20 protein-coding genes are annotated in these 19,196 nt (G+C 61.7%); 8 read left to right on the top strand and 12 right to left on the bottom strand.

Translation table 11 applies throughout. From position 1 onward, the window contains the following. Window positions 1-58: 58 nt before the first annotated feature. From ACR3FE_RS16140 to ACR3FE_RS16115, 6 genes are read right to left on the bottom strand one after another with little or no spacing between them, the layout of a single operon-like run. Window positions 59-712, bottom strand: coding sequence for a DUF7504 family protein (locus tag ACR3FE_RS16140; protein WP_458208330.1), 654 nt, complete (start codon window positions 710-712; stop codon window positions 59-61). 48 nt (window positions 713-760) lie between these two features. Beyond that, on the bottom strand, window positions 761-1,330 hold the full coding sequence (locus tag ACR3FE_RS16135; protein WP_458208329.1) for a GTP-dependent dephospho-CoA kinase family protein: 570 nt from the start codon (window positions 1,328-1,330) through the stop codon (window positions 761-763). A gap of 4 nt (window positions 1,331-1,334) precedes the next feature. After that, window positions 1,335-1,532, bottom strand: a complete 198-nt coding sequence (gene spt4, locus ACR3FE_RS16130) for a transcription elongation factor subunit Spt4 (protein ID WP_458208327.1) — start codon at window positions 1,530-1,532, stop codon at window positions 1,335-1,337. Window positions 1,533-1,534: 2 nt separating this feature from the next. Next, window positions 1,535-2,107: a DNA-directed RNA polymerase gene (locus tag ACR3FE_RS16125; RefSeq protein WP_458208326.1), complete on the bottom strand. Its 573-nt coding sequence runs from the start codon at window positions 2,105-2,107 to the stop codon at window positions 1,535-1,537. Between the two features lies 1 nt (window position 2,108). Then, window positions 2,109-2,486 (bottom strand): PIN domain-containing protein, encoded by a 378-nt coding sequence (locus ACR3FE_RS16120; protein WP_458208325.1) that lies wholly within the window; start codon window positions 2,484-2,486, stop codon window positions 2,109-2,111. Continuing rightward, window positions 2,486-3,718 (bottom strand): translation initiation factor IF-2 subunit gamma, encoded by a 1,233-nt coding sequence (locus tag ACR3FE_RS16115; RefSeq protein ID WP_458208323.1) that lies wholly within the window; start codon window positions 3,716-3,718, stop codon window positions 2,486-2,488. The genes ACR3FE_RS16120 and ACR3FE_RS16115 overlap by 1 nt, the downstream gene beginning before the upstream one ends. A 148-nt stretch (window positions 3,719-3,866) precedes the next feature. Here ACR3FE_RS16115 and ACR3FE_RS16110 point away from each other — a divergent pair, with 148 nt between their 5' ends. From ACR3FE_RS16110 to ACR3FE_RS16085, 6 genes are all read left to right on the top strand, one after another. Beyond that, the gene (locus tag ACR3FE_RS16110; RefSeq protein ID WP_458208321.1) at window positions 3,867-4,790 is read left to right on the top strand and encodes an ArsR/SmtB family transcription factor; all 924 of its coding nucleotides are present in this window, start codon (window positions 3,867-3,869) and stop codon (window positions 4,788-4,790) included. A 104-nt stretch (window positions 4,791-4,894) separates the two neighbouring features. Next, window positions 4,895-5,161, top strand: coding sequence for a hypothetical protein (locus tag ACR3FE_RS16105; protein WP_458208319.1), 267 nt, complete (start codon window positions 4,895-4,897; stop codon window positions 5,159-5,161). A 94-nt stretch (window positions 5,162-5,255) separates the two neighbouring features. Beyond that, window positions 5,256-5,510, top strand: a complete 255-nt coding sequence (locus tag ACR3FE_RS16100) for a hypothetical protein (RefSeq protein ID WP_458208318.1) — start codon at window positions 5,256-5,258, stop codon at window positions 5,508-5,510. Window positions 5,511-5,600: 90 nt separating this feature from the next. After that, window positions 5,601-6,560 (top strand): DUF5787 family protein, encoded by a 960-nt coding sequence (locus ACR3FE_RS16095; protein ID WP_458208317.1) that lies wholly within the window; start codon window positions 5,601-5,603, stop codon window positions 6,558-6,560. A gap of 155 nt (window positions 6,561-6,715) precedes the next feature. Further along, entirely contained in the window at window positions 6,716-7,210 is a 495-nt protein-coding gene (locus tag ACR3FE_RS16090; protein WP_458208315.1) for a hypothetical protein, read from the top strand. A gap of 162 nt (window positions 7,211-7,372) precedes the next feature. After that, window positions 7,373-8,761, top strand: coding sequence for an arylsulfotransferase family protein (locus ACR3FE_RS16085; RefSeq protein WP_458208313.1), 1,389 nt, complete (start codon window positions 7,373-7,375; stop codon window positions 8,759-8,761). Window positions 8,762-8,795: 34 nt separating this feature from the next. Here ACR3FE_RS16085 and ACR3FE_RS16080 read toward each other — a convergent pair whose 3' ends face one another. The 3 genes from ACR3FE_RS16080 to ACR3FE_RS16070 all read right to left on the bottom strand — a co-directional run bounded on the left by ACR3FE_RS16080 (window position 8,796) and on the right by ACR3FE_RS16070 (window position 12,845). After that, on the bottom strand, window positions 8,796-9,614 hold the full coding sequence (locus ACR3FE_RS16080; protein ID WP_458208311.1) for an MBL fold metallo-hydrolase: 819 nt from the start codon (window positions 9,612-9,614) through the stop codon (window positions 8,796-8,798). A gap of 3 nt (window positions 9,615-9,617) precedes the next feature. Then, complete coding sequence (locus ACR3FE_RS16075; RefSeq protein ID WP_458208309.1) at window positions 9,618-10,949, bottom strand: ATP-binding protein; 1,332 nt, start codon at window positions 10,947-10,949, stop codon at window positions 9,618-9,620. Window positions 10,950-11,027: 78 nt separating this feature from the next. Next, window positions 11,028-12,845, bottom strand: coding sequence for a flippase activity-associated protein Agl23 (locus ACR3FE_RS16070; RefSeq protein ID WP_458208308.1), 1,818 nt, complete (start codon window positions 12,843-12,845; stop codon window positions 11,028-11,030). Between the two features lie 142 nt (window positions 12,846-12,987). On the opposite strand from ACR3FE_RS16070, the gene ACR3FE_RS16065 reads away from it, so the two are divergent. Continuing rightward, entirely contained in the window at window positions 12,988-14,136 is a 1,149-nt protein-coding gene (locus tag ACR3FE_RS16065) for a thiolase family protein (RefSeq protein ID WP_458208306.1), read from the top strand. Between the two features lie 84 nt (window positions 14,137-14,220). Here ACR3FE_RS16065 and ACR3FE_RS16060 read toward each other — a convergent pair whose 3' ends face one another. Together ACR3FE_RS16060 and ACR3FE_RS16055 are read right to left on the bottom strand one after the other, a co-directional pair. Further along, complete coding sequence (locus ACR3FE_RS16060; protein WP_458208305.1) at window positions 14,221-14,730, bottom strand: GNAT family N-acetyltransferase; 510 nt, start codon at window positions 14,728-14,730, stop codon at window positions 14,221-14,223. A 160-nt stretch (window positions 14,731-14,890) separates the two neighbouring features. Then, window positions 14,891-16,567, bottom strand: a complete 1,677-nt coding sequence (locus tag ACR3FE_RS16055; RefSeq protein WP_458208303.1) for an aldehyde ferredoxin oxidoreductase family protein — start codon at window positions 16,565-16,567, stop codon at window positions 14,891-14,893. Between the two features lie 187 nt (window positions 16,568-16,754). Here ACR3FE_RS16055 and ACR3FE_RS16050 point away from each other — a divergent pair, with 187 nt between their 5' ends. Next, the gene (locus ACR3FE_RS16050) at window positions 16,755-17,285 is read left to right on the top strand and encodes a DUF7344 domain-containing protein (RefSeq protein ID WP_458208302.1); all 531 of its coding nucleotides are present in this window, start codon (window positions 16,755-16,757) and stop codon (window positions 17,283-17,285) included. On the opposite strand, the gene ACR3FE_RS16045 is transcribed toward ACR3FE_RS16050, so the two are convergent. Further along, the gene (locus tag ACR3FE_RS16045) at window positions 17,282-19,165 is read right to left on the bottom strand and encodes a cation:proton antiporter domain-containing protein (protein WP_458208301.1); all 1,884 of its coding nucleotides are present in this window, start codon (window positions 19,163-19,165) and stop codon (window positions 17,282-17,284) included. The genes ACR3FE_RS16050 and ACR3FE_RS16045 overlap by 4 nt on opposite strands. Window positions 19,166-19,196: the final 31 nt, after the last annotated feature.

The raw sequence follows: 19,196 nt of genomic DNA, 5'->3' as shown, positions 1-19,196 counted from the left end.
TTCTCCCCGTAGCGTGTAAAAGGATTTCGAAGTGGGCGATTCCGCGGGTGAGCGGTGCCTACAGTGGAAGCCACGGTGAACGTAAGTCACGGTCGGGGATGTGCCATCGCTCTTGCCCCCCGTCACCGACCTGATACTCGACGATTCCGTCGAATACCGTCGAAACGTCGGCGACCAGTTCGTGGTCGTATTCGCGCGGTAGGACGAAGTGTCCCATCCCGTTCGCCCCGCGAACCTGTCCGGTGACGTTATCGAGAAACTGTTCGACGGCTGTCTGTTCGTAGCGCGTGAACAACGTTTCGAGCGAATCGAGTCCGAGGCGGAGTTCACCCGAGCGCAGTCCGCCGTCGGTCTGGAACGAGGTTATCGTCTCCGAGATGGCTCCCGCGAGTTCTGGAACGCTCTCGTCCACGTGAACCGACGAGACGGGTGAATCTGACGACACCTCCGTCGCGTGCGTGATGACGGTCGTCGTCTTGGGCGCCCCACTCGTCGACAGTCGCTCGCCGATCGCCGTCCGATTCGTTCCGGAGAGGACGGCGACCCGATACCGGCGCTCCTCCGGGTCACCGAAGAACTTCCGGCAGGCGGTAGACAATACCGAGTCCGGGACGGAGCCGACGAGAAGGAGATTACAACCGCGCCGCTTCAACTGCTGAAGTTCCCGCGTGAACTCGTAGGCCACTTCGTCGACCGCCTGGCCTGTTGGCATTATCGCAGAATGGTGGGGGTAGAGTGATAAATTTTTTCACGGGTTGGGCTATATATTCGCAGAACGATCAACTATCGAGAATAACCGTTCGGTGTCCCCGTCCATCTTCGCCAGCAGGGCGGCGACCGATTCCTGTCTCTCGTCGGTCACCGTGACAAGAACCATCCCTTCGTCGGGTTGCCCATAGACGATGCTCGCGCCCTCCGGTGCGGCCAACACTGCCGGAAGTGCTGCCAGATCTTCTTCCCCATCGACGAGGAGGACGGTCGCTTCGTCCGCTCGAATCGACTCCGTGAGTGCGGTGAGGAGGTCTTCTGTGAGAGTCGCCGCCGGGTTCGTCACCGAAACGTGTCGAGCGTCGTCACTGACCGCGTCACGGATCTCGGGCGGCACCGTATCGCGCTTCGTGAGGCCATCGACGAGCGCCACGTCCGGCGTGACGCCTGCCGATTCGAGATGAAATGTGACGACGTCACCGACCGCGATGAGTGGCTCACCTGCTGATTCGAGAAGTCTCTCGGTGTCGGTGAAGATCGGCCCGAGCGGCTCTTTCAGTTCACTTCGAAGTGCCCGTGGAAGCGAGACGACGACATCCGAGGAACTGGGTTCCTCGCTCATCGCCTTATCGAACCTTCAGTGCGTAGCTGCCCGCTTCCGTGACTTCCATCTCACGTCCGATCTCGCTCTCTTCGGGATGGGCGATGACGACGTACCCGCTCCAGTCCTCGGTGAGGCTGGTCGAGTTACACACCGGACAGATCTCCTCGTCCGCTTCGAGGACGGCGTGGCAGTCACGGCAGGCGAGTCGATTACTGGCCATCGTTACTCACTCTCGGTGGTCGCCTGACGTTTTTCGCGCTCTTCTTTCAGCCAGCCGTGTTTGCCCAGACCGACCTGCTTCGCCGTGAGGCCGATCTTGCTCTCGCGTGGGTTGCGTTCGTCGATACTCTTCGTGACGATGCGTGCGCGAACCGAATCACCGACTCCGAGCGTGCTGTTCGATTCGCGGGAGGCGAGCTGCTGGCCCTCCTCGTCGAACGCGAGGTATTCGTCCGAGATCTGGGAGACGTGGAGGAGACCGTCGACCGGGCCGATCCCGACGAACGCCCCGAAGTTGACGACTTCCACGACTTCGCCGTCCACGACTTCCTGCATCTGGGGATCGAACGTGACGGCGTCGAACTCCGCTTCGTAGTAGACACCGGGACGATTCGGAAGCACCGCGCCCTCACCGATGTCGTGAACTTCGGTGACGCTGACGACGCTTCCCACGTCCTCGTCCATCCGCCCTTCCAGTTTGTCCTGTAGTAGCCGCTGCACCAGTTCCGGCGTTACGTCTGCGAGGAACTGGGGTGGCACCTCGACCGTATCTTTCAGTCTGACCCGTTTGTACATGCTATGGTTGAGTGATTGTGAGTTTGTTCTGGCCCCTTATATGGATTACCGGAACGCCAGCGTCGAGCAGGCGGTTCCGAAGGGGCGCGTCGTTCGTGACGACGAAGTCGAACCCGTCTCCGAGTTCGACCAGTGCGTCGTCTGCATACGATTCTTCGTGATCGATGGTTCGACATCGAGTCGCCAAATCCTGTCCCACGCTCGCCGCGGTGGCTTCTTCACCGCCGCCCTGTGACAGTCCGCCGAGTTCGTCGACGACGGCGCGGGGGACGACGCACTCGTACTGACCGAGGAGGCGGTCGAGTTCGTCGAACAGCCTGACGCCGCTTTCGACGGGCATCATGAGCGCGCTGGTGTCCATGGCGACCGTCGATACCATCAGTCCGTGAGCGTCCCGATCCCGATGAGTCGCCAGCGTGCGCCGATACGGCGGTTGATGGCGATCTTCGCACCCTCTGGTGCACAGACGGGACGTTTGAGCGCGACTTCGCACTCGTCGTCACGTGCGCTGGTGACCGAACCGACGGTCGTCGCGGTTCCGACGGTCAGCATGAGCGGTTCGCCCGTGCTGATCTCGTCGACGTTCTCGTCGTCCAGCCCGACGAGACGGTCGAGCAGGTCGATCTTCATCGTGAACTTCCGCCACGTCGGCGGGAGCGTTCCCGGGGTTCCCGCGACCTGTCCGGCGAGCGCGTCACCTTTGGTGTAGCTCGGGTCGAGACCCGTGCCGACACCGAGGAGACCGCCCGGCGTCACCTCGTCAACCATCTCGCCGCCCGCCTGAAGCGAGCGAACGTCGGTTTCGATGGATTCCCACTGGGTCTGCCCGCCTTCTTCGACTTCGCGTCCGGGACGGAGTTCGATCTCGTCACCTTCGGTGAGTTTGCCCTGCACGAGACTGCCGCCGAGGACGCCGCCGGTGAGGTTGTCCCACGTCGTGCCGGGGCGATTGATGTCGAAGCTGCGTGCGACGTACATCTGTGGTTCGTCGTCCGGGTCGCGTTCCGGCGTCGGAATCTCTTCCTCGATGGCCTGGATCAGCAGGTCGACGTTGACCTCCTGCTGGGCGCTGATGGGGACGACCGGTGCGTCTTCGGCAACCGTTCCCTCCACGAACTCCTGTATCTGTTCGTAGTTTCGTTGGGCGCGGTCGCGGTCGACCAGGTCGATCTTGTTCTGTGCGATGACGATGTTCTCGATACCGATGATGTCGAGCGCCATCAGGTGCTCTTCCGTCTGGGCCTGCGGAACGTTCTCCGTGGCCGAGACGACGAGTACGGCACCGTCCATCAGGGCAGCACCCGAGAGCATCGTCGCCATCAGCGTCTCGTGGCCTGGGGCGTCCACGAACGAGACGGTGCGGATGGGTTCGCTATCTGTACCGTCGGGACATGTCTCATCGACCGTGTAACACTCCGGAGCGTCCACGTCTGGACACTGCCGGAATGTCGCGTCAGCGTAGCCGAGTCGAATGGAGATACCCCGCTTCATCTCCTCGGAGTGCTGGTCGGTCCACTCGCCGGAAAGCGCCTGCACGAGGGTTGTCTTCCCGTGGTCGACGTGGCCGACGAGTCCGATGTTCACCTCCGGTTGGTTGTGTGTTCCTGTCAACGTTGACCTCCTGAGAGCAATTTGAAGTAGATTCGGCCCGAACGACTGATAAACCTACTGTTCTCATACGAGGGGACGTTCGTGACAGTTCCGCTACTTAAATGTAATCAACGTAACGTTTTATTCGCTTGCCACCGTTCACGCGCATATGAGCAGTGATACAAGTGGAGATGGCCCGCTTCAGGAGTGCGAGGACTGCCTCGCTCCGGCGGAAGCGTTCTCGGTCATCGCCAACGAGACGCGACTCGAGATCCTCGAAGCGCTCTGGCAATCGTCGGAACGCCCCGTCAGTTTCTCGGAACTACGCAAGGAGGTGGGCATGCGCGACAGCGCCCAGTTCAACTACCACCTCCAGCAACTGACCGACCACTTCGTCGTCCAGACCGACGAGGGCTACGACTTCAGACAGGCCGGAAAGAAGGTCGTCAGCGCGATTCTGGCCGGATCGTTCAACGAGCACCCACACGTCGACCCCATCGACTTGGACGAGACGTGCGCCAACTGCGATGCGAGCCTACAAGCGTCCTACGAGGACGAGACGCTGGCAGTGGAGTGTCCCGACTGCGGGAAGTCCCACGGACGATACCCCTTCCCGCCGGGAGGATTGAACGACCGCACGGAAGCCGAGATAATGGACGCCTTCAACCAGCGAGTGCGCCACCTCCACTGTCTCGCTGCGGATGGCGTATGCCACGAATGTAACGGGAAGATGACGACGGCCATCGTCCGCGATACCGAGAATCGGCTGGGACTGGACGTGCGGGTCGATCATCACTGCGAGCAGTGTCACCACCAGTTGTACTCGGCGGTCGGTCTCACCCTGTTGGATCAGTCGGAGGTCGTCACGTTCCACAGCGACCACGGCATCGACCTCTGTACGAAGCCATATTGGGCGCTCTCGTGGTGCGTGAGCGACGAGTACACGACGGTTCTCTCCGACGACCCGTGGCGCGTCAGGATCACGATTCCGCTCGACGACGAGAAACTCTGTGTCACCCTCGACGACGACCTGAACGTCCTCGATATCGAACGAACTCGAACGACAGCGACGGACGCGAAAAGCGCAGTGTGACAACGGAACTACAATATCGGATTTCAGTAGGGCGTTCTACATAAATGTAGTTCAGCTAACAGTTTTGTCGGTCGGCGTCCATCGTCTAAACGAGGAGAACGACCATGAACTACGAACACGAACTCGGACTCTCGACCGCGATTCCCACCCATCTCACCGTGCTCGGCGCACTGCGATTCTTGGTGACCGTCGTGCTCGGTGTGAGTGGTGTCGTCGCGGCGGGAATCGCGTACAGTTACGGTATAGAGTTGGTCGGGACGAGCGTTCCCATCCTCCTCGCTGGATGGGTGATGAGCATCGGAGTCGCGCTGGCGCTCCCGTTCCTCGTCGTGCGACTGATGAGCGCGCTTCTCGCCGCGTTCCGACTGTAAGGAACCTTTCTACCCCTTCTTTCTCGACCGGACTTTCGAATCCGACGCAAACGACTATCGAACTCGGTGTGTTACCGTCTCTGGGGGGAAGACGATGTGCCATCCACGGGATAGTCACTACCGAACCGAGACGAAAGAACCGACCATCGAAGGAGAGCGCGAGTCGAAAAACGAGCGCGAGGGACTCGTGGCACGGACGAAAGCACGTCTTGCGTCGTTGTTCGAGACGCCAGATACACACCCGCCCGAGCCGACGACGACCGTGAGTGACGCGAACGAACGGCGAGTGGACGCCGAGACGAGCGAAACGGACGAGACCGAAGAAGAACCGATTCCCGCGGACGACTGATGTGGGACGTCTCCCGCAGCTTACCGACGAAGAACGTTTCCGCAGACGACCGACGCGGGACTTTTGTTTTCAGCGAACCAACGTCGTATCGTGCGAGAGTTCCCGTTCGAGTTGACGCTGTGTGCCCACCTCGAAGCGACGACCGACCAGCTCGTCGCCCGGCAGATCGGCGGCGGCGTCCACGCCCCCGCGAACCGCATCATCGACGTGCTCTGTGTCGAACCCGGCCCGGCGTTCGACGCTCGAACGAGACTGACGAGCGAGCAGATTCCCGACGCCGCCATCGAGAGCGAGGTGGGTGTCGGTCGGGCACGCTACTGGCGGAACGCTTTCGACACGTCGCCCGAGTACGCCCGGCAAGTCGTCGATCGGGCGGTCGATATCGGCTTCTTCGAGCGCGAGCGCAGGGGCGGACGAGCGTACGTGCGACAGGTCGCGCGCTATCCGGACTGGTTCGGGCGACTCGTCGGCATCGAGAACAAACCCGACCTCGATGCGCCGGGTGACCTCCAGACGCAACTCCGCAAGGACGTGAGCCTCGGTCTCGTGGACGAGGTCGTGCTGGCGACCGAAAGTTACGTCACGCGCGCGCACCTGAACCGCATCCCCGAGGAGGTCGGCGTCTGGCGGTTCGAAGGAGAAGAGATCGAGGTCGTTCGTGAACCGACGCCCCTCGAAAGCGACGAACCGGGAACCGAACTCGTCGATGAACACGCCGGACGGACCGACGTTCGGACCGTGACCGCGGCGGACAAAGCCCGACGACGCCGACGGATGGCCGAACGCGCCTACGGCAAAGGGTGGCGAAACTATTCGTTTCCGGCGTGTACCGAGATCGAATCACAGGCGGGCGGATTGCCCTACTGCCACTGGAAGGGTCGAGTCGTGAACCCCGCACACTGCGGGGTGGACTGCCGGGGACACGACCCTACCGAACCGCTCGAAGTCGACCTCGACGCGGAGCGCGATTCGCGGACGCCGTGGGTGGCAGACCCGACGGGACGAAAACGACGACAGGCCGGTCTCGATGCGTTTCGGACGGAGCAGTGATTCGGACGCCGTGACACCGAGCGTACTGGCCGTGAGTTCTCGACGGTCGCTATCGAATCCCCGACCTCGACTGGAACCCGGCGAGTCGACCGCCCTCCCGTGGCCCGAACGTCTATTGACACCGCTACTGACAGGGTAAATACCTGGGAAAAAGTATGCAACTGCCGAAATTGCTCGTTCGGGGCTGTTCGTCACGGGGACGACCATCGCCGATGCAGATCGTTCGGTTGGTCGGACGGGGACTGGTCGGCGGAGTCGTCTCGACGCTCGTGATGACCGCCTTCCGGATTCCGATAGCACGGTCGTTGCCACCGACCGCAGAGTTTTGGGCACAGTACGTCGGAGACGGGGAGGCGAGCGACTATCCGTTACCGGGCCTCGTCCTCCACTTGCTGTACGGAACGATTGGTGGCTGTCTCTTCACGGTTCTGTACGAACGACGATCGAACGAAACCGAAGTCGCGGACGAGAAATGGGGGACGTTCCTGGGTGTCGTGTACGGTCTCGCACTCTCCGTGTTCGGCATTCGCGTCGTTCTAAATCACGTTCTTCGAATGGAACTACGACCCGACGAACGGTTCGTCTTCCACCTGAGCCATCTCGTTTACGGACTCACTCTCGGTTCGTGGGTCGGGTCGAGAGCGAAGTAGATGCAACGCCAGCGCGTCGTATACTGCAGTCGAAACGACAGCGTGACACGGTCGATGCGGGGTACGCCGTCGTATTCACCCGATTCTCACGTTATGGTGGGGACGACGTGAGGCGAAAAGATGTGTAAACATACAAGACGCAGGGAACGAATACGCAACGATATGCAAACGCCCTCTCGACGGCAACTCCTCACCGTCGGCGCGATACTCCTGTTTTGTCTCCCACTACTGGCGTCACCACTGACCGCGCAATCGGGTGGGCAAGAAAGCGACCCATCGAACCCCTGTGTCGGAACCATCCAGCATCCGGCGAACGGAACCACGGTCATCGCGGTACAGGGCTACTCGTGGCTGGAAGACGGTGGCAAGGAACCCGCGAAACTCGTCGCAGTCGGGCCGACGGGCGAGGTGAAGTGGGTACACCACACCGTGAAACACGGCATGGTCTGGGGGTACGACGTCGACCCACTCCCCAATGGTAATCTCTTCGTCACCGGAACGGCGCGAGGGAAGACCGTCGTCTACGAGTTCAACCCCCGAACGCAGGAACACGTCTGGAACGAGTCGCTTCCCATCCACGACACCCACGACGTCGACCTCATCAACAACGGGACGCAGTTGCTCGTCGCCAACATGCGCGCCTACAACGAAGACAAAGAGCGCAACGACGACAGCATCTTCGTCTACGACCTGAAGAAAGACGAGGTCGTCTGGCGCTGGTACTTCCGCAACCACTACCCCAAGAGCACCGCCAAGAACTACTCGAAAGACTGGACGCACGTCAACGACGTGGACAAGATCGGCGACGGAATGTACCTCGCCTCGCCACGCAACTTCGACCAGGCCATCGTCGTCAATCGCTCTTCGAACGAGATCGAGATGAAACTCGGAGCGGACAACGACTACAATATCCTCGACAAACAGCACAACCCCGACTATCTGGAGAGCAAGGACGGAAACCCGACCTTCCTCGTCGCCGACTCGGAGAACCAGCGAATCGTGGAGTACGAGAAGCAGGGCGACGACTGGAAACGGACGTGGGAACTCGGCAAGAAAGGTGACCTCAGGTGGCCCCGCGACGCCGACCGCCTGTCGAACGGCAACACCCTCATCGGCGACTCGAAGAACCAGCGCGTCATCGAAGTGACGCCGACCGGTGAGGTCGTCTGGGAGTTCTACGCGCCGTGGCTGGTGTACGACGTGGCACGTCTCCCCGACGAGCGCGCAGCAGGCCCGACCATGGCCGACCAGAACGCCACGGGTAGCTACGGGCTGAAAGGAGACGCGGCGAAGTACGACGCGAAGACGATGAAGCAGTGTCACAGCTACCTCCAGTCCATCGACGGCTGGGCCGAGGGCCAGCAACCCGAGACGACGACCGCGACGAACGGGTCGGGCGTGAACGACGACGACGACCGAAACGACGGTGACCTCGGCGGGACGACGAAGACGACCGACGAAACCAAAGTACCGCTTCCCGGCTTCGACTTCGTGGTCGGTGCCGTCGGCGTGCTAATCGCAGTCGCGCTGTTCGTTCGGCGGCGACGGTAACGTCGGAAAAACCAGCCTTTCGAACCGGTCGCTGCTACAGTCGGTATCGCTCGCCATCGACCGCAAGCGGCTCTTCGAACGCCTCGTCTGCGGGATAGAAATGCGAGACGTGGACGAGTCGCGTCTCTTCTGCATCGAGTTCGTCTGCCAGCGAGAGCGCGCCCTCGCGGGTCATGTGCTTGTGTCCGAAGGTGCCCGGCACACCCTCCTCGGTGGGATGTCGCCCGCCTGACGGATGGTATTCACAGAGCGAGGCCGGAACGATGGCATCCGCCAGAAAGAGATCGGCATCCGCGAGCGCGTCGCGCGACGCCTCGGGAATCGCATAGCTCGTGTCTCCGGAGAGCGCGAGTTTCGCGCCGTTTCCTTCCACGACCACGCCGTAACAGAGCAGGGGTGGGTGGTCGACCGGGACGAAGGTCACGTCGAACCCGCAGGCCGAAAACGATGCGAGTGGGTCGTGGTCGTGAACCGTGATTCGGTCGAGATAGTCGAACTTCGACCGAACCGTCTCCGCGACGCTCTCGCCCGTCTCAGGGTCGCGTTCGTTCGCCGCGTGAACGGGGAGGGCGTCGAACAGTCGGTAGGCGTTCCCGAGGCCGTCGATGTGGTCGAAGTGAACGTGCGTGATGAGCAGTTCGTCCGGCAGCGGGGCGTCGTGAGTGAGAAACTGCTGGCGGAAGTCGGGACTGGCGTCGATCAGCAGACACTCGTCCGTCTCCTCGTTTCGGACGTGAACGGAAAAGCGCGACCGCTCGATATCGCGTTCGCGTGCTTCACGGCAGGTATCGCAATCACATCCGGGCGTCGGCGTCCCCGTGGTGTCGCCGGTGCCGAGGAGGGTGATCTCCATCGCTCAGTGGTCGTGCGAGTGACCACTTATATCTCCGCCCGCGACGAGCGCGTCGTGGTCGCCGTCGATCATATCGAGGTCTTTGAGGTTGTCACGTTCCTCGAAGTCCTGGATGGCGTGGAGGAGGTCGTCCTGCATGAGTTCGGTTCGGTTCTCGGTCAGCGCCTCCAACACCGCCTCCCGGAGAACGAGTCGCAGGTCGCTGCCGGTGAGTCCCTGCGTCTTCGACGCCAGTTCGTCGGGGTCGAAGTCCCGGATCTCCATTCGGCGCGTGATGACCCGGAGGATGTCCGACCGCATCTGCTCGTCCGGTTTCGGGAAGTTCAGGATCTCGTCGAAGCGCCGCCACGCCGCCGCGTCGAGCTGGTCAGGGTGGTTCGTCGCGCCGATGAGGAGCACGTCGTCCTGGATGAGCGAGATGTTGTCGATGGATTTCAGGAGGGTGTTGACGGCACGTTTGATGGCGGCGTGCTCGTCGCTCCGGCGCGTCTTGGCGACGAAGTCGAACTCGTCCATGAAGAGGATACAGGGCGAGAGTCGCTTCGCCACCTCGAACACCTTCTCGACGTTCTTCGCCGTCTCGCCGAGATACTGGCTGGTTATCATCGACAGTTTGACCTCGACGAACGGGAGATCCAGGTCGTAGCCCAGTGCGCGCGCGGTCGAGGTCTTTCCGGTCCCGGGCGGGCCGACGAAGAGTAGTTTCCCGATCTCGCGCAGCCCGATATCCGCGAGATACTCGCGGTGCTCGATGGCTTTCACGATCTTGTGGATCTCGGCCTCCTGGTCTTCGGTGAGAACGAGGTCGTCCAATGTCAACTCGACCTCTTCCGGTGCGTGGATGTCCACGAGGTCGAGCATACTCTCGCCGTCCTCGTCCTCGTCTTCTTCGTCGAAGTGCTCTTCGAGCAGGCTGTCGATCCACGCCCGGTCGGACTGCACTGGGCGGTTCGCTTCGCGCACCGCCTCGTAGTCCACGTCGACGCCGTCACGGTCTTCCAGAGCGTACGCGAGCGTCGGGTTCTCGGCGATTCGTTCCTCGTCACGCTCCGCGAACCACTCCTCTGCCATGTCCCGTTGGGTCAACTCGATACTCCCCGAGAAGGTGTCCCGGTCGGTGAACATCAAGTCTGAGATCGCTTCCCATGGCTGGTCGAGCCCGGTCGCCTCGCGGGCGGTCTCGACCGACGTTCGGAGCGGTCGCTCGATCGTTCCCTCGTGCCAGAAGACCTGCCGGATCTTCGGCGGCAGGTCGTTTTCGTCTAGATCTTGGTTCTCGCTGTAGATCTCCGCAGTGAGCAAGAACTCGATTACGTCCAGCGCCCCGCTGTTCATTCTTCCGTGACTTGACGCGGGAGAATCTTAAGCCCGTCGAACGACGTGTCGCGTTTCGATACGACGTTCGAGAGGAGATCACGCCGTCGAGTTCGTCAGTCGGCCTTTCTCGACGTAGATGGACATCCCGCTGACGGTACAACCGCTGTCGAAGCCGTACCGATGGAACTCGAAGCGCTGGTAGTCGTCCATATACTGGTCGATATCCTGGGCAGTGCCGTCCTCGCTGGAACAGGTTTCGGCATCGTTCAATGCGATGACGATGGGTGGCTTCTGGCCTTCGAGTGCATCCGCGTCGGTCGTGCTGGTGACGTTCGCGTCGGCGGCTTCGAAGTACCACGCCAGAGGCAGGCGAGCGAACCACCCCTTCCCGGCGGGTGGTACCTCGTGGGCCGACTCGTCCGGTGAGTACAGTTCCTCGCCGTAGAAGAGCACGTCTGCCTTCTCCGGGTCGTTCGACCGGGCGATTCGCTGGAGGTCGTTGATGAGGGGCTTCATCTCGCTGGACGACTGGGCGTACTGGACGAGTTGGTTGTCCGGGCCCTGGGGGTTCTGGTAGGTCGTGTCGTAGGCCGAGACCCCGACCTGTGCCGCGACGAGGACGAGCAAGATGGCAGCGGCGGCGGCACTCACGTCGTCCCGACGCTCGTAGCCCTCCCAGCCCCATCGGAAGATCAGTGCCAGCCCGACTGCCGCCGGGAACGCCAGCGGGACGATGGCGTGCACCGTCGCCCAGCCCGCTTTGATGTCCATCACGAGTGGGTAGCCGAGCACGCTGGCGATCCCCCAGTAGAAGCCGAAGGCGACCACGTCGTTCGGTCGGTCGCCGGAGTAGCGGTCGACGACGAATCCGACCACGGCGAGGAGACAGAGCGCCAGTGCGCCGATTTCGAGCGTGCGAAGGAAGTCGGTGAAGAACGGGAGGTAGGGGTGTTCCGTGTGGCCCGTCCAGCCCAAAAACTCGTTCCACGTGCCGATGGTCGCGGCCCCGAGCACCTCCGGAATCATCGACGGGTTCGAGAAGGCCTTCCAGAGGCCTGGGCCGGGGCGGCTCTGCGACCGCGGCGCGTAGAAGAAGACGATGATGGCGAGAAACTCTACCACCGCGAGGACGGCGACGCCGACTCCTGTGAAGATGGAGGTGACGGCAGTGCGGTCACCGTCGATCAAGCGACGTGTTCCTCGGCGTAGCCAGGGTGGGAGGGCTGCCGCGATTCCCTCGTTGCCGACACGCCCGAGGAAAAGCCGGTGGTCGTACAGCAGTATCGCCGCCCCGGCCCAACAGGCGAGATAGAGCAGGGCGTTCTCCTTCATCGTGAACCCGAGCGCGAACGAGGCAACTCCGGCGAAGAGGTATCGCGATCTTCTGGTGTCGATGAAGCGGACGAAGAAGCCGAGGGCGAACACCATCGCTGCGGCCAGTGGCATGTCGTTGCGCATGAACCGCGAGTAGTAAAGCAAGACGGGGTTCGCGGCGAAGAGTACGGCGAGCGCCACGGTCTCGGACGGGCGGAGTCGCTCGCGGAAGAGGAGTGCACCGAGCGGGAGGAGACCGCCGAGAAGGGCGACGATCAGTCGCATCGTGAAGTCGCTCTCGCCGAAGATGGAGAACACCATCGAGTTCACGTGGACGAGAAACGGCCCGTGAACGATGCGTCGATACTCCCAGATCCCCGTCTTCGCGTAGCGGGCGATCCAGTAGGCGACGCGGGCTTCGTCCTGATGAGCGATGCGCCCACCGAGATTCACGAGCCGGAAGACGAGCGCGACCAGGGTGATGAAGACGATGATCGGCACTGGATTCGCGAACCGCGCCAGTAGACTGGACTCTTCACTCGACGCGAGAGGGAGGGAGCGGGCACGTTTTTGGGCGGTGTCGGTGTCTGAGCCTTGCATCGTCGACGGTTACAGACCATATGGAATGGGTTCGGACAAATAGTTTCTGAAGGCCAAACGCGTGTCGATAAACTTTCAAACTGTTTCTCATTTACAGCGAGTTCTACTGCCACTTAAGGGCGTCCGGCAAGAACGGTGATGCATGGGTAGCGACACCACACCAGTCATCGCAAAGGCAGTTCGGACGCCCCAAGGAAAGCAGGACGGCGTGTACGCAGACGTTCGAAGTGAGGATCTCTCGGTTCCGCTCGTCGACACCATCCTCTCGGAGACGGGACTGACGAGCGACCACGTCGACGACCTCATGTGGGGCGTCGCACAGCAGCGGAGCGAACAGGACAACAATGTCGCGCGGGTCATCACGCTCCTCTCCGACCTCGGCGAGACGGTGCCTGCCACGAGCATCAATCGTTGGTGTGCCTCCTCGATGCAGGCGCTCATCAGCGCAAGTGACGCGGTTCGGGCGGGCCAGCGGCAGGCCATCATCGCGGGCGGCGTCGAGAACATGTCCCGCGTCCCGATGTCCGGTGGGTACGAGGGGCGAAACATCCACCCGAAGATGGCAGAGCTGTACAACCTCCCTGAACTCCAGATGGGGATGACCGCCGAGAAGGTCGCAGAAGAGTACGACATCTCCCGCGAAGACCAGGACGAGTACTCGCTTCGGAGCCACCAGCGCGCCGCCGACGCGACCGATTCGGGGCGCTTCGACGACGAACTCGTCCCCATCGAGACCGAAGACGGTCTCGTCGAGGAAGATGAGGGCATCCGCCGCGACACCAGCATGGAAGCCCTGCAGGGCCTCCCGACCGTGTTCAAGGCAGACGGGACGGTCACGCCCGGCAACTCCTCGCAGATCTCGGACGGTGCGGCAGCCACCCTCGTCTGCAGTGAAGCGTTCGCCGAAGACCACGGACTCGACGTGTTGGCCTACGTCGGCGACAACAACGTCGCGGGCGTCGATCCGACCGTGATGGGCATCGGCCCAGTGCCAGCGACGCAGAATCTGCTGGAGCGAACCGGCGAGGACATCGACGAGTTCGACCTCGTGGAGTTGAACGAAGCGTTCGCCAGCCAGACGCTCTACTCCCAGCGACAGATCGGCGTCCCTGACGAGAAGTTCAACGTCAACGGCGGCGCGATCGCTGTCGGCCACCCACTCGGGGCCTCGGGCGCGCGCCTCCCCGTGACGCTCGTTCACGAGATGCAAAAGCGCGATGCGAAGAAAGGACTCGCCACGCTCTGTGTCGGCTTCGGCCAAGGTGCGGCGATGACGTTCGAACGGCGGTAAGCAGTCACCGCGAGTGAGGAGTGGAACGACGAACGAGCTGACCGACGAACCCCCGAAGTGGGGTGAGGAGGTTTTTGGTCGTGCTCACAGTTCCTTTTTCATCTCAACGACGGTTCCCTCGACGCCAGTGGCGTCACGGCTAGAGAATTCGTGAGTGTGCTCTCGCACTCGCTCGTACCCGTGCGATTCGTAGAACGCCACCGCATTGAGCGACACCGAAAGTCCGAGAGTTCGAACGCCCCGCTCTCGTGCCCGGTGCTCCAGTTCCGTGTAGAGTTTCGACCCGACTCCGTTCCGGGCTACCGCTGGATGGACGTAGACCGCTGTCACCTCGGCGTCGACTGTCGTCTCGTATCCCTCGGGTGACTCGTACCGGAGGGAACCGAATCCGACCACCTCTCCGTCGTCTTCAGCGACGACGAAGTCGAGGGTCTCAGAATCGATCGCCGCCGAATAGTCCGCAGATTCACAGCCCTGTGCCCACGCATCGACCTGTTCCTGTGTATATCCTTCTACCCCGAGTTCGGCGATGGACGCGACGTGAACGCGATACACGGCCTCGCTGTCCGACGGCACCGCTTCTCGGATATTCATGCTACCACAGTCGGCTCATCTCCTAATAGAGTATCTGGTCTGACAGATGGGATGTCCGATTCACACCTGCCGAGCATCCGTTCCAAGCAGCATACGACCAGAAGGTAGCGTTTCGACAGTACCGTCGTGCGAAGATAGCGTATCGACAGCGTCGTCGTGGTCAGTCGTCCGCACTCGCAGTGCCCGAACTATCGGGAACCGTTCCGTCGTCGTTCCAGCCGCGTTCCTCGTAGTATTCCGACAGTGCGATCTCGAACTCCGGCAGGTCGTAGGGGAGGGTGTCGTCCTCGCGGTCGAAGCCGCGCTGGTTGTTGAAGTGGCGTTCGAGTTCAACCACGGTAGCACCCATCTCCAGCAGTTCGTCGTACTCCTCGTCGAGGAGAGCTTCGAGTCGCTCTTCGGTCATGAAGTCGCGCGAGAACTTGCAGACGACGCCGCTGTCGAGCACCGCGTTGTGGTTCTCCTTCTCGACGATGAGTGGGGGTTTGCCGTCCAACCCCTCGGGGTCGACCGCCTCGTCCTTGCCGACGAGGGGGTACTCCTTCGAGTAGAACTCGGCGTACATGTGGTCTGCGCCGCGATTCGAGACGGCGAACGCGAGACCCTGTCCGTTCAGTGTACGACCGTCGTGGGCCGCGAATTCGAGGCCCTTGACCGTCCAGTCTTCGACGCCGAGTTCGTCGGCGGCGCGGTGGACGCCCTCCGCAAGCAGGTCGCCCTCGTCCTCGCGGTAGGCGATCTTCTCGACCAGTTCGTGGATGAGATCACTGTTCCCGAACTCGTCGTTCGCGGCGAGGTAGGCCGAGATTACGTCACCACAGGAGATGGTGTCCATCCCGAACTCGTCACAGAGGTCGTTGGACTTCATCACCGAGACGACGTCGTCCACGCCCGCGTTGCTCCCGAACGACATCACCGTCTCGTACTCGGGGCCTTCCGTCTCCAGACCGGTTTCTTCGTCCTTGGTCGGGAGTTTGCAGGCGAACGCACACTGCGAGCAGGTTCCCTTCTGATATTTCTTCTCGGCGACCGCTTCGCCACCGATGTCACTCGCGCCGTCGAACTCCAGTTCCGAGAAGTAGTGGGTCGGGAGTGCGCCGACGTGGTTCGCGTACTCGGTCACGCTGGTCGTTCCGGCCTTCTTCATCGGGTGGTCGTTCGCGGTGGCAGCTTCCCGATGTACGTCCATCTGGATCGGGTCGATGTCGATGTCCGGCGCGCTGTCGCCGTCGAAGCTGATACATTTCACGTTCTTCGACCCCATCACTGCCCCGAGACCCCCACGACCGAACGCGCGGTGTTCGGTCGTCATGATGGATGCGAATCGGACGTGGTTCTCGCCTGCCGGGCCGATGACGACGAGTTGGTCGTCGCCGAGTCCGTGCTCGTCCTCCATGTACTCGTCCACTTCGCTCACGGTCGCCTCGGCGAGATGCGACACCTCCTCGAACTCGACGCCCTCGTCCGTGACGTGGATGGCGAGCAGTTCGTCGCTCTGGCCCGCGAGTTCCACCGCACTGTAGCCTGCCGCGCCGAAATTACGAGAGAGGAAGCCACCAGCGTTCGAGGAGAGGAGTCCACCCGTCAGTGGTGAGACGCCGGTACAGTTCATCCGTCCCGTGAAACTCATGTTCGACACCTGGAGCGGACCGGTGGTGAAATAGAGGCTGTTCTCCGGGCCGAGCGGGTCGGCGTCGAACGGAATCCGGTCGTGAGCGACCTTCGTTGCCACGCCGCGCCCCCCGATGAACGACGATAACACGTCGTCTATGTCCTCAGTCTGCGTTTCCTGGTTCCCCACGTCGATGCGTAAGAGCGAGCCCTCGGTGTGCAGCATACGGATGACTTAGGAACTGAACGCAATAAAAATACAGTTTGTGGCTCTGTCAGGACACCCATACTGAACGACTTGTTTCCAACAGAGGAAGTCGTAAACGGACGAACATCTTTTTGCTTTTCGTCTCCGAATATAGTGGGTGTAGCGTCGAAGAACGTCGAATAACAGAGAACTGACGACAATGAGCATGGACATCTCGGCTGGGTCACAGGCACTTTCACGCGATGTGGCGTTCGAAATCCTGACGAACGCGCGCCGTCGCTATGCCCTCACCTACCTTCGGTCGCAAGCGGACGCGGTCTCGATCGGTGAACTCGCCGAGGCAGTCGCTGCGTGGGAACACGACACGACCACCGATCTCGTCTCCTCGAAAGAACGGAAATCCGTCTACACCTCACTGTATCAGACACATCTGCCGAAGATGGCGGACGCCGGTGTCGTCGAGTACGACAGACAGAGAGGTATCGTCGAACTGGCAGATACGGCAGACGAACTGGACGACTATCTCGCGCCGACGAAAGAGACCTTGAACTGGAGTGGCTACTATCTCGCGCTCGCGCTCATCAGTGGAATCGCCATCGTCAGCCACCTGATCGGGATGTATCCCTTCACCGAGATTCCTGTGCTCGCGTACGTCGGCCTACTTCTCACGTCGTTTATGATACTCTCGGCGGCTAACATGCGGGTCGCACACAGAAACCGGGAACGGGGCGCTTAAACCGGGTGACAGAGATCGATAGCGTCCCTCACCGCTTCTTTGCGTCCGAGGAAGGTGACGTGGTCACCCTTCTGGAGCGTGAACCCTTCGCTTGGAACTTGCGTATTGCCATCTCGACCGACGAGCGCGATGAGGACGCCGTTCGGTAGTTCGCTGTCCAGTTCGGCTATCGTTCGTCCGACGAGGTCGGGCGCGGTCACCTCGATCTCCTGAACGTCACCGCTCCGACCGAGTTCGGTCATCCAGTTCGAGAGCGCCGGACGTTCGATGACGTTGTCGATGGCCCACGCGGTGGCCAGCGACGAGGAGATGGTGCGAACGCCGAGGTCTTCGAAGGCGTCCACGTTGTCCGGGTTGTTCGCTCGGGCGATGATGGTATTCACGTCGAACTTCGAGTCGGCGAGCTGGGCGACGAGCAGGTTCACGTCGTCGTCGCCTGTCGCGGCCACGACGATCTTCGCATTGCCGGCACCCGCCGATCGGAGCACGTCCGTATCGGTGCCATCACCTCGATGAACGGTGAATCCGCCATCGCGGGCGGTCTCGACCATCGTTTCGTCCTGCTCGATGAGCACGACGTTCTCTCCACGGTCTTCGAGGCGTTCGGCGAGCGCACGGCCCACTTTTCCGCCTCCGATCACGAGTACACGCATTGGTATCACATTCAGATATTCGGCGATGTGTCTGGCGAAGCCACCTTCGAGTACGACGGTGACGACGATGACGAGGAAGACGGTTCCGATGAGTGTCGTTGCCGCCTCTCCTGCGTTCGGGATGTTGCTTGTCTGCAGTCGGAAGGCGAACAGGGTCGCCACGGATGCCGGGATGATGCCACGCGGTGCGACGAAGCTCATGAACAGCTTCTCGCCGCGTGTGAACCGAGCGCCCGCTGTCGAAACGAACACGTCCAGCGGTCGGATGAGGAACATCACGGCGAGGACGACGACGACACCGCCGACCCCGAGCGAAAGCAAGTCGTCCGGCCGCAACAGTGCCGCAAGTGTGATGAACACGAACGAGAGGACGACGAGCGTGATGTCACCTTTGAACTCCTCTATCTTCTCCTCGTAGGGCAGGTCTGCATTGCCGAGCAGGATACCCGCCGTCGCAACCGCGGCGATTCCAGCCTCCGTTTCGAAGAAATCTGCGGCAGCGTAGGCGACGAGTGCGCCCGCCAACACGAGCAACCGCGAGTTCTGGGGTGCGTTCCCTCGGGAGAGGTCGACGTGTCGAAGCACGTACCAGACGACGACGGCGACGACCAGACCGACGACGATGCCGGTTCCGAGTTTACCGACGAACTCGCTCATGAAGTGTCCGATTGCGAATGACTCCTCGCTCGTGAGGACGACCACTTCGAACATCACGATGGCGAGGATGGCCGCCGTCACGTCGTTGACGATACCTTCCGTTTCGAGGGCTGCTCCGACGCGGTCACGTACTGGCACGACCTGCAAGATCGGCGTGATGACGGTCGGGCCGGTGGCGACGAGGAGTGCTCCGATGAGAAAGGAGAGATCCCACGCCGCGCCGAGCGCGAAGTGGACGACGATGGCAGTACCGAGGAGTGCGATCACCGCGCCGACCGTCACGATGCGAATCTGGGTCGATGGAGCCTCCCGGAGTTTGTTCAGTTTGAGGTGGAATGCCCCTTCGAAAACGATGATGGCAACGCTCAGGCCGACGATGGCAGAGAGGGCGCTGCCGAACGACGACGGGTCGAGCAGGCCGATGCCGACGGGACCGACGACGATACCGGCAGCGAGGAGAAACAGCACGCTCGGCACGCGGAAGCGGTCTGCCAACATTTGCGATACGACGCCGAGACCGATGATGGCGACGACGAGCGGAATCAATCCGGCTCCCGACCCGGCGCTCATGGGCGATCCTCCATGGTTCGAAAAGAGAAAC

Source organism: Haladaptatus rarus (genome assembly GCF_054177585.1).
The sequence above is the reverse complement of the archived record's forward strand: the minus strand, read 5'-3'. Positions and strand labels throughout refer to the sequence as shown.

Coding starts and splice junctions, on each gene's coding strand:
- ACR3FE_RS16070 (WP_458208308.1), bottom strand. CDS start 12,845: ATGCAAGGCTCAGACACCGACACCGCCCAAAAACGTGCCCGCTCCCTC.
- ACR3FE_RS16060 (WP_458208305.1), bottom strand. CDS start 14,730: ATGAATATCCGAGAAGCGGTGCCGTCGGACAGCGAGGCCGTGTATCGC.
- ACR3FE_RS16075 (WP_458208309.1), bottom strand. CDS start 10,949: ATGAACAGCGGGGCGCTGGACGTAATCGAGTTCTTGCTCACTGCGGAG.
- ACR3FE_RS16080 (WP_458208311.1), bottom strand. CDS start 9,614: ATGGAGATCACCCTCCTCGGCACCGGCGACACCACGGGGACGCCGACG.
- ACR3FE_RS16065 (WP_458208306.1), top strand. CDS start 12,988: ATGGGTAGCGACACCACACCAGTCATCGCAAAGGCAGTTCGGACGCCC.
- ACR3FE_RS16120 (WP_458208325.1), bottom strand. CDS start 2,486: ATGGTATCGACGGTCGCCATGGACACCAGCGCGCTCATGATGCCCGTC.
- ACR3FE_RS16135 (WP_458208329.1), bottom strand. CDS start 1,330: ATGAGCGAGGAACCCAGTTCCTCGGATGTCGTCGTCTCGCTTCCACGG.
- ACR3FE_RS16140 (WP_458208330.1), bottom strand. CDS start 712: ATGCCAACAGGCCAGGCGGTCGACGAAGTGGCCTACGAGTTCACGCGG.
- ACR3FE_RS16110 (WP_458208321.1), top strand. CDS start 3,867: ATGAGCAGTGATACAAGTGGAGATGGCCCGCTTCAGGAGTGCGAGGAC.
- ACR3FE_RS16085 (WP_458208313.1), top strand. CDS start 7,373: ATGCAAACGCCCTCTCGACGGCAACTCCTCACCGTCGGCGCGATACTC.
- ACR3FE_RS16050 (WP_458208302.1), top strand. CDS start 16,755: ATGGACATCTCGGCTGGGTCACAGGCACTTTCACGCGATGTGGCGTTC.
- ACR3FE_RS16090 (WP_458208315.1), top strand. CDS start 6,716: ATGCAACTGCCGAAATTGCTCGTTCGGGGCTGTTCGTCACGGGGACGA.
- spt4 (WP_458208327.1), bottom strand. CDS start 1,532: ATGGCCAGTAATCGACTCGCCTGCCGTGACTGCCACGCCGTCCTCGAA.
- ACR3FE_RS16045 (WP_458208301.1), bottom strand. CDS start 19,165: ATGAGCGCCGGGTCGGGAGCCGGATTGATTCCGCTCGTCGTCGCCATC.
- ACR3FE_RS16105 (WP_458208319.1), top strand. CDS start 4,895: ATGAACTACGAACACGAACTCGGACTCTCGACCGCGATTCCCACCCAT.
- ACR3FE_RS16055 (WP_458208303.1), bottom strand. CDS start 16,567: ATGCTGCACACCGAGGGCTCGCTCTTACGCATCGACGTGGGGAACCAG.
- ACR3FE_RS16125 (WP_458208326.1), bottom strand. CDS start 2,107: ATGTACAAACGGGTCAGACTGAAAGATACGGTCGAGGTGCCACCCCAG.
- ACR3FE_RS16100 (WP_458208318.1), top strand. CDS start 5,256: ATGTGCCATCCACGGGATAGTCACTACCGAACCGAGACGAAAGAACCG.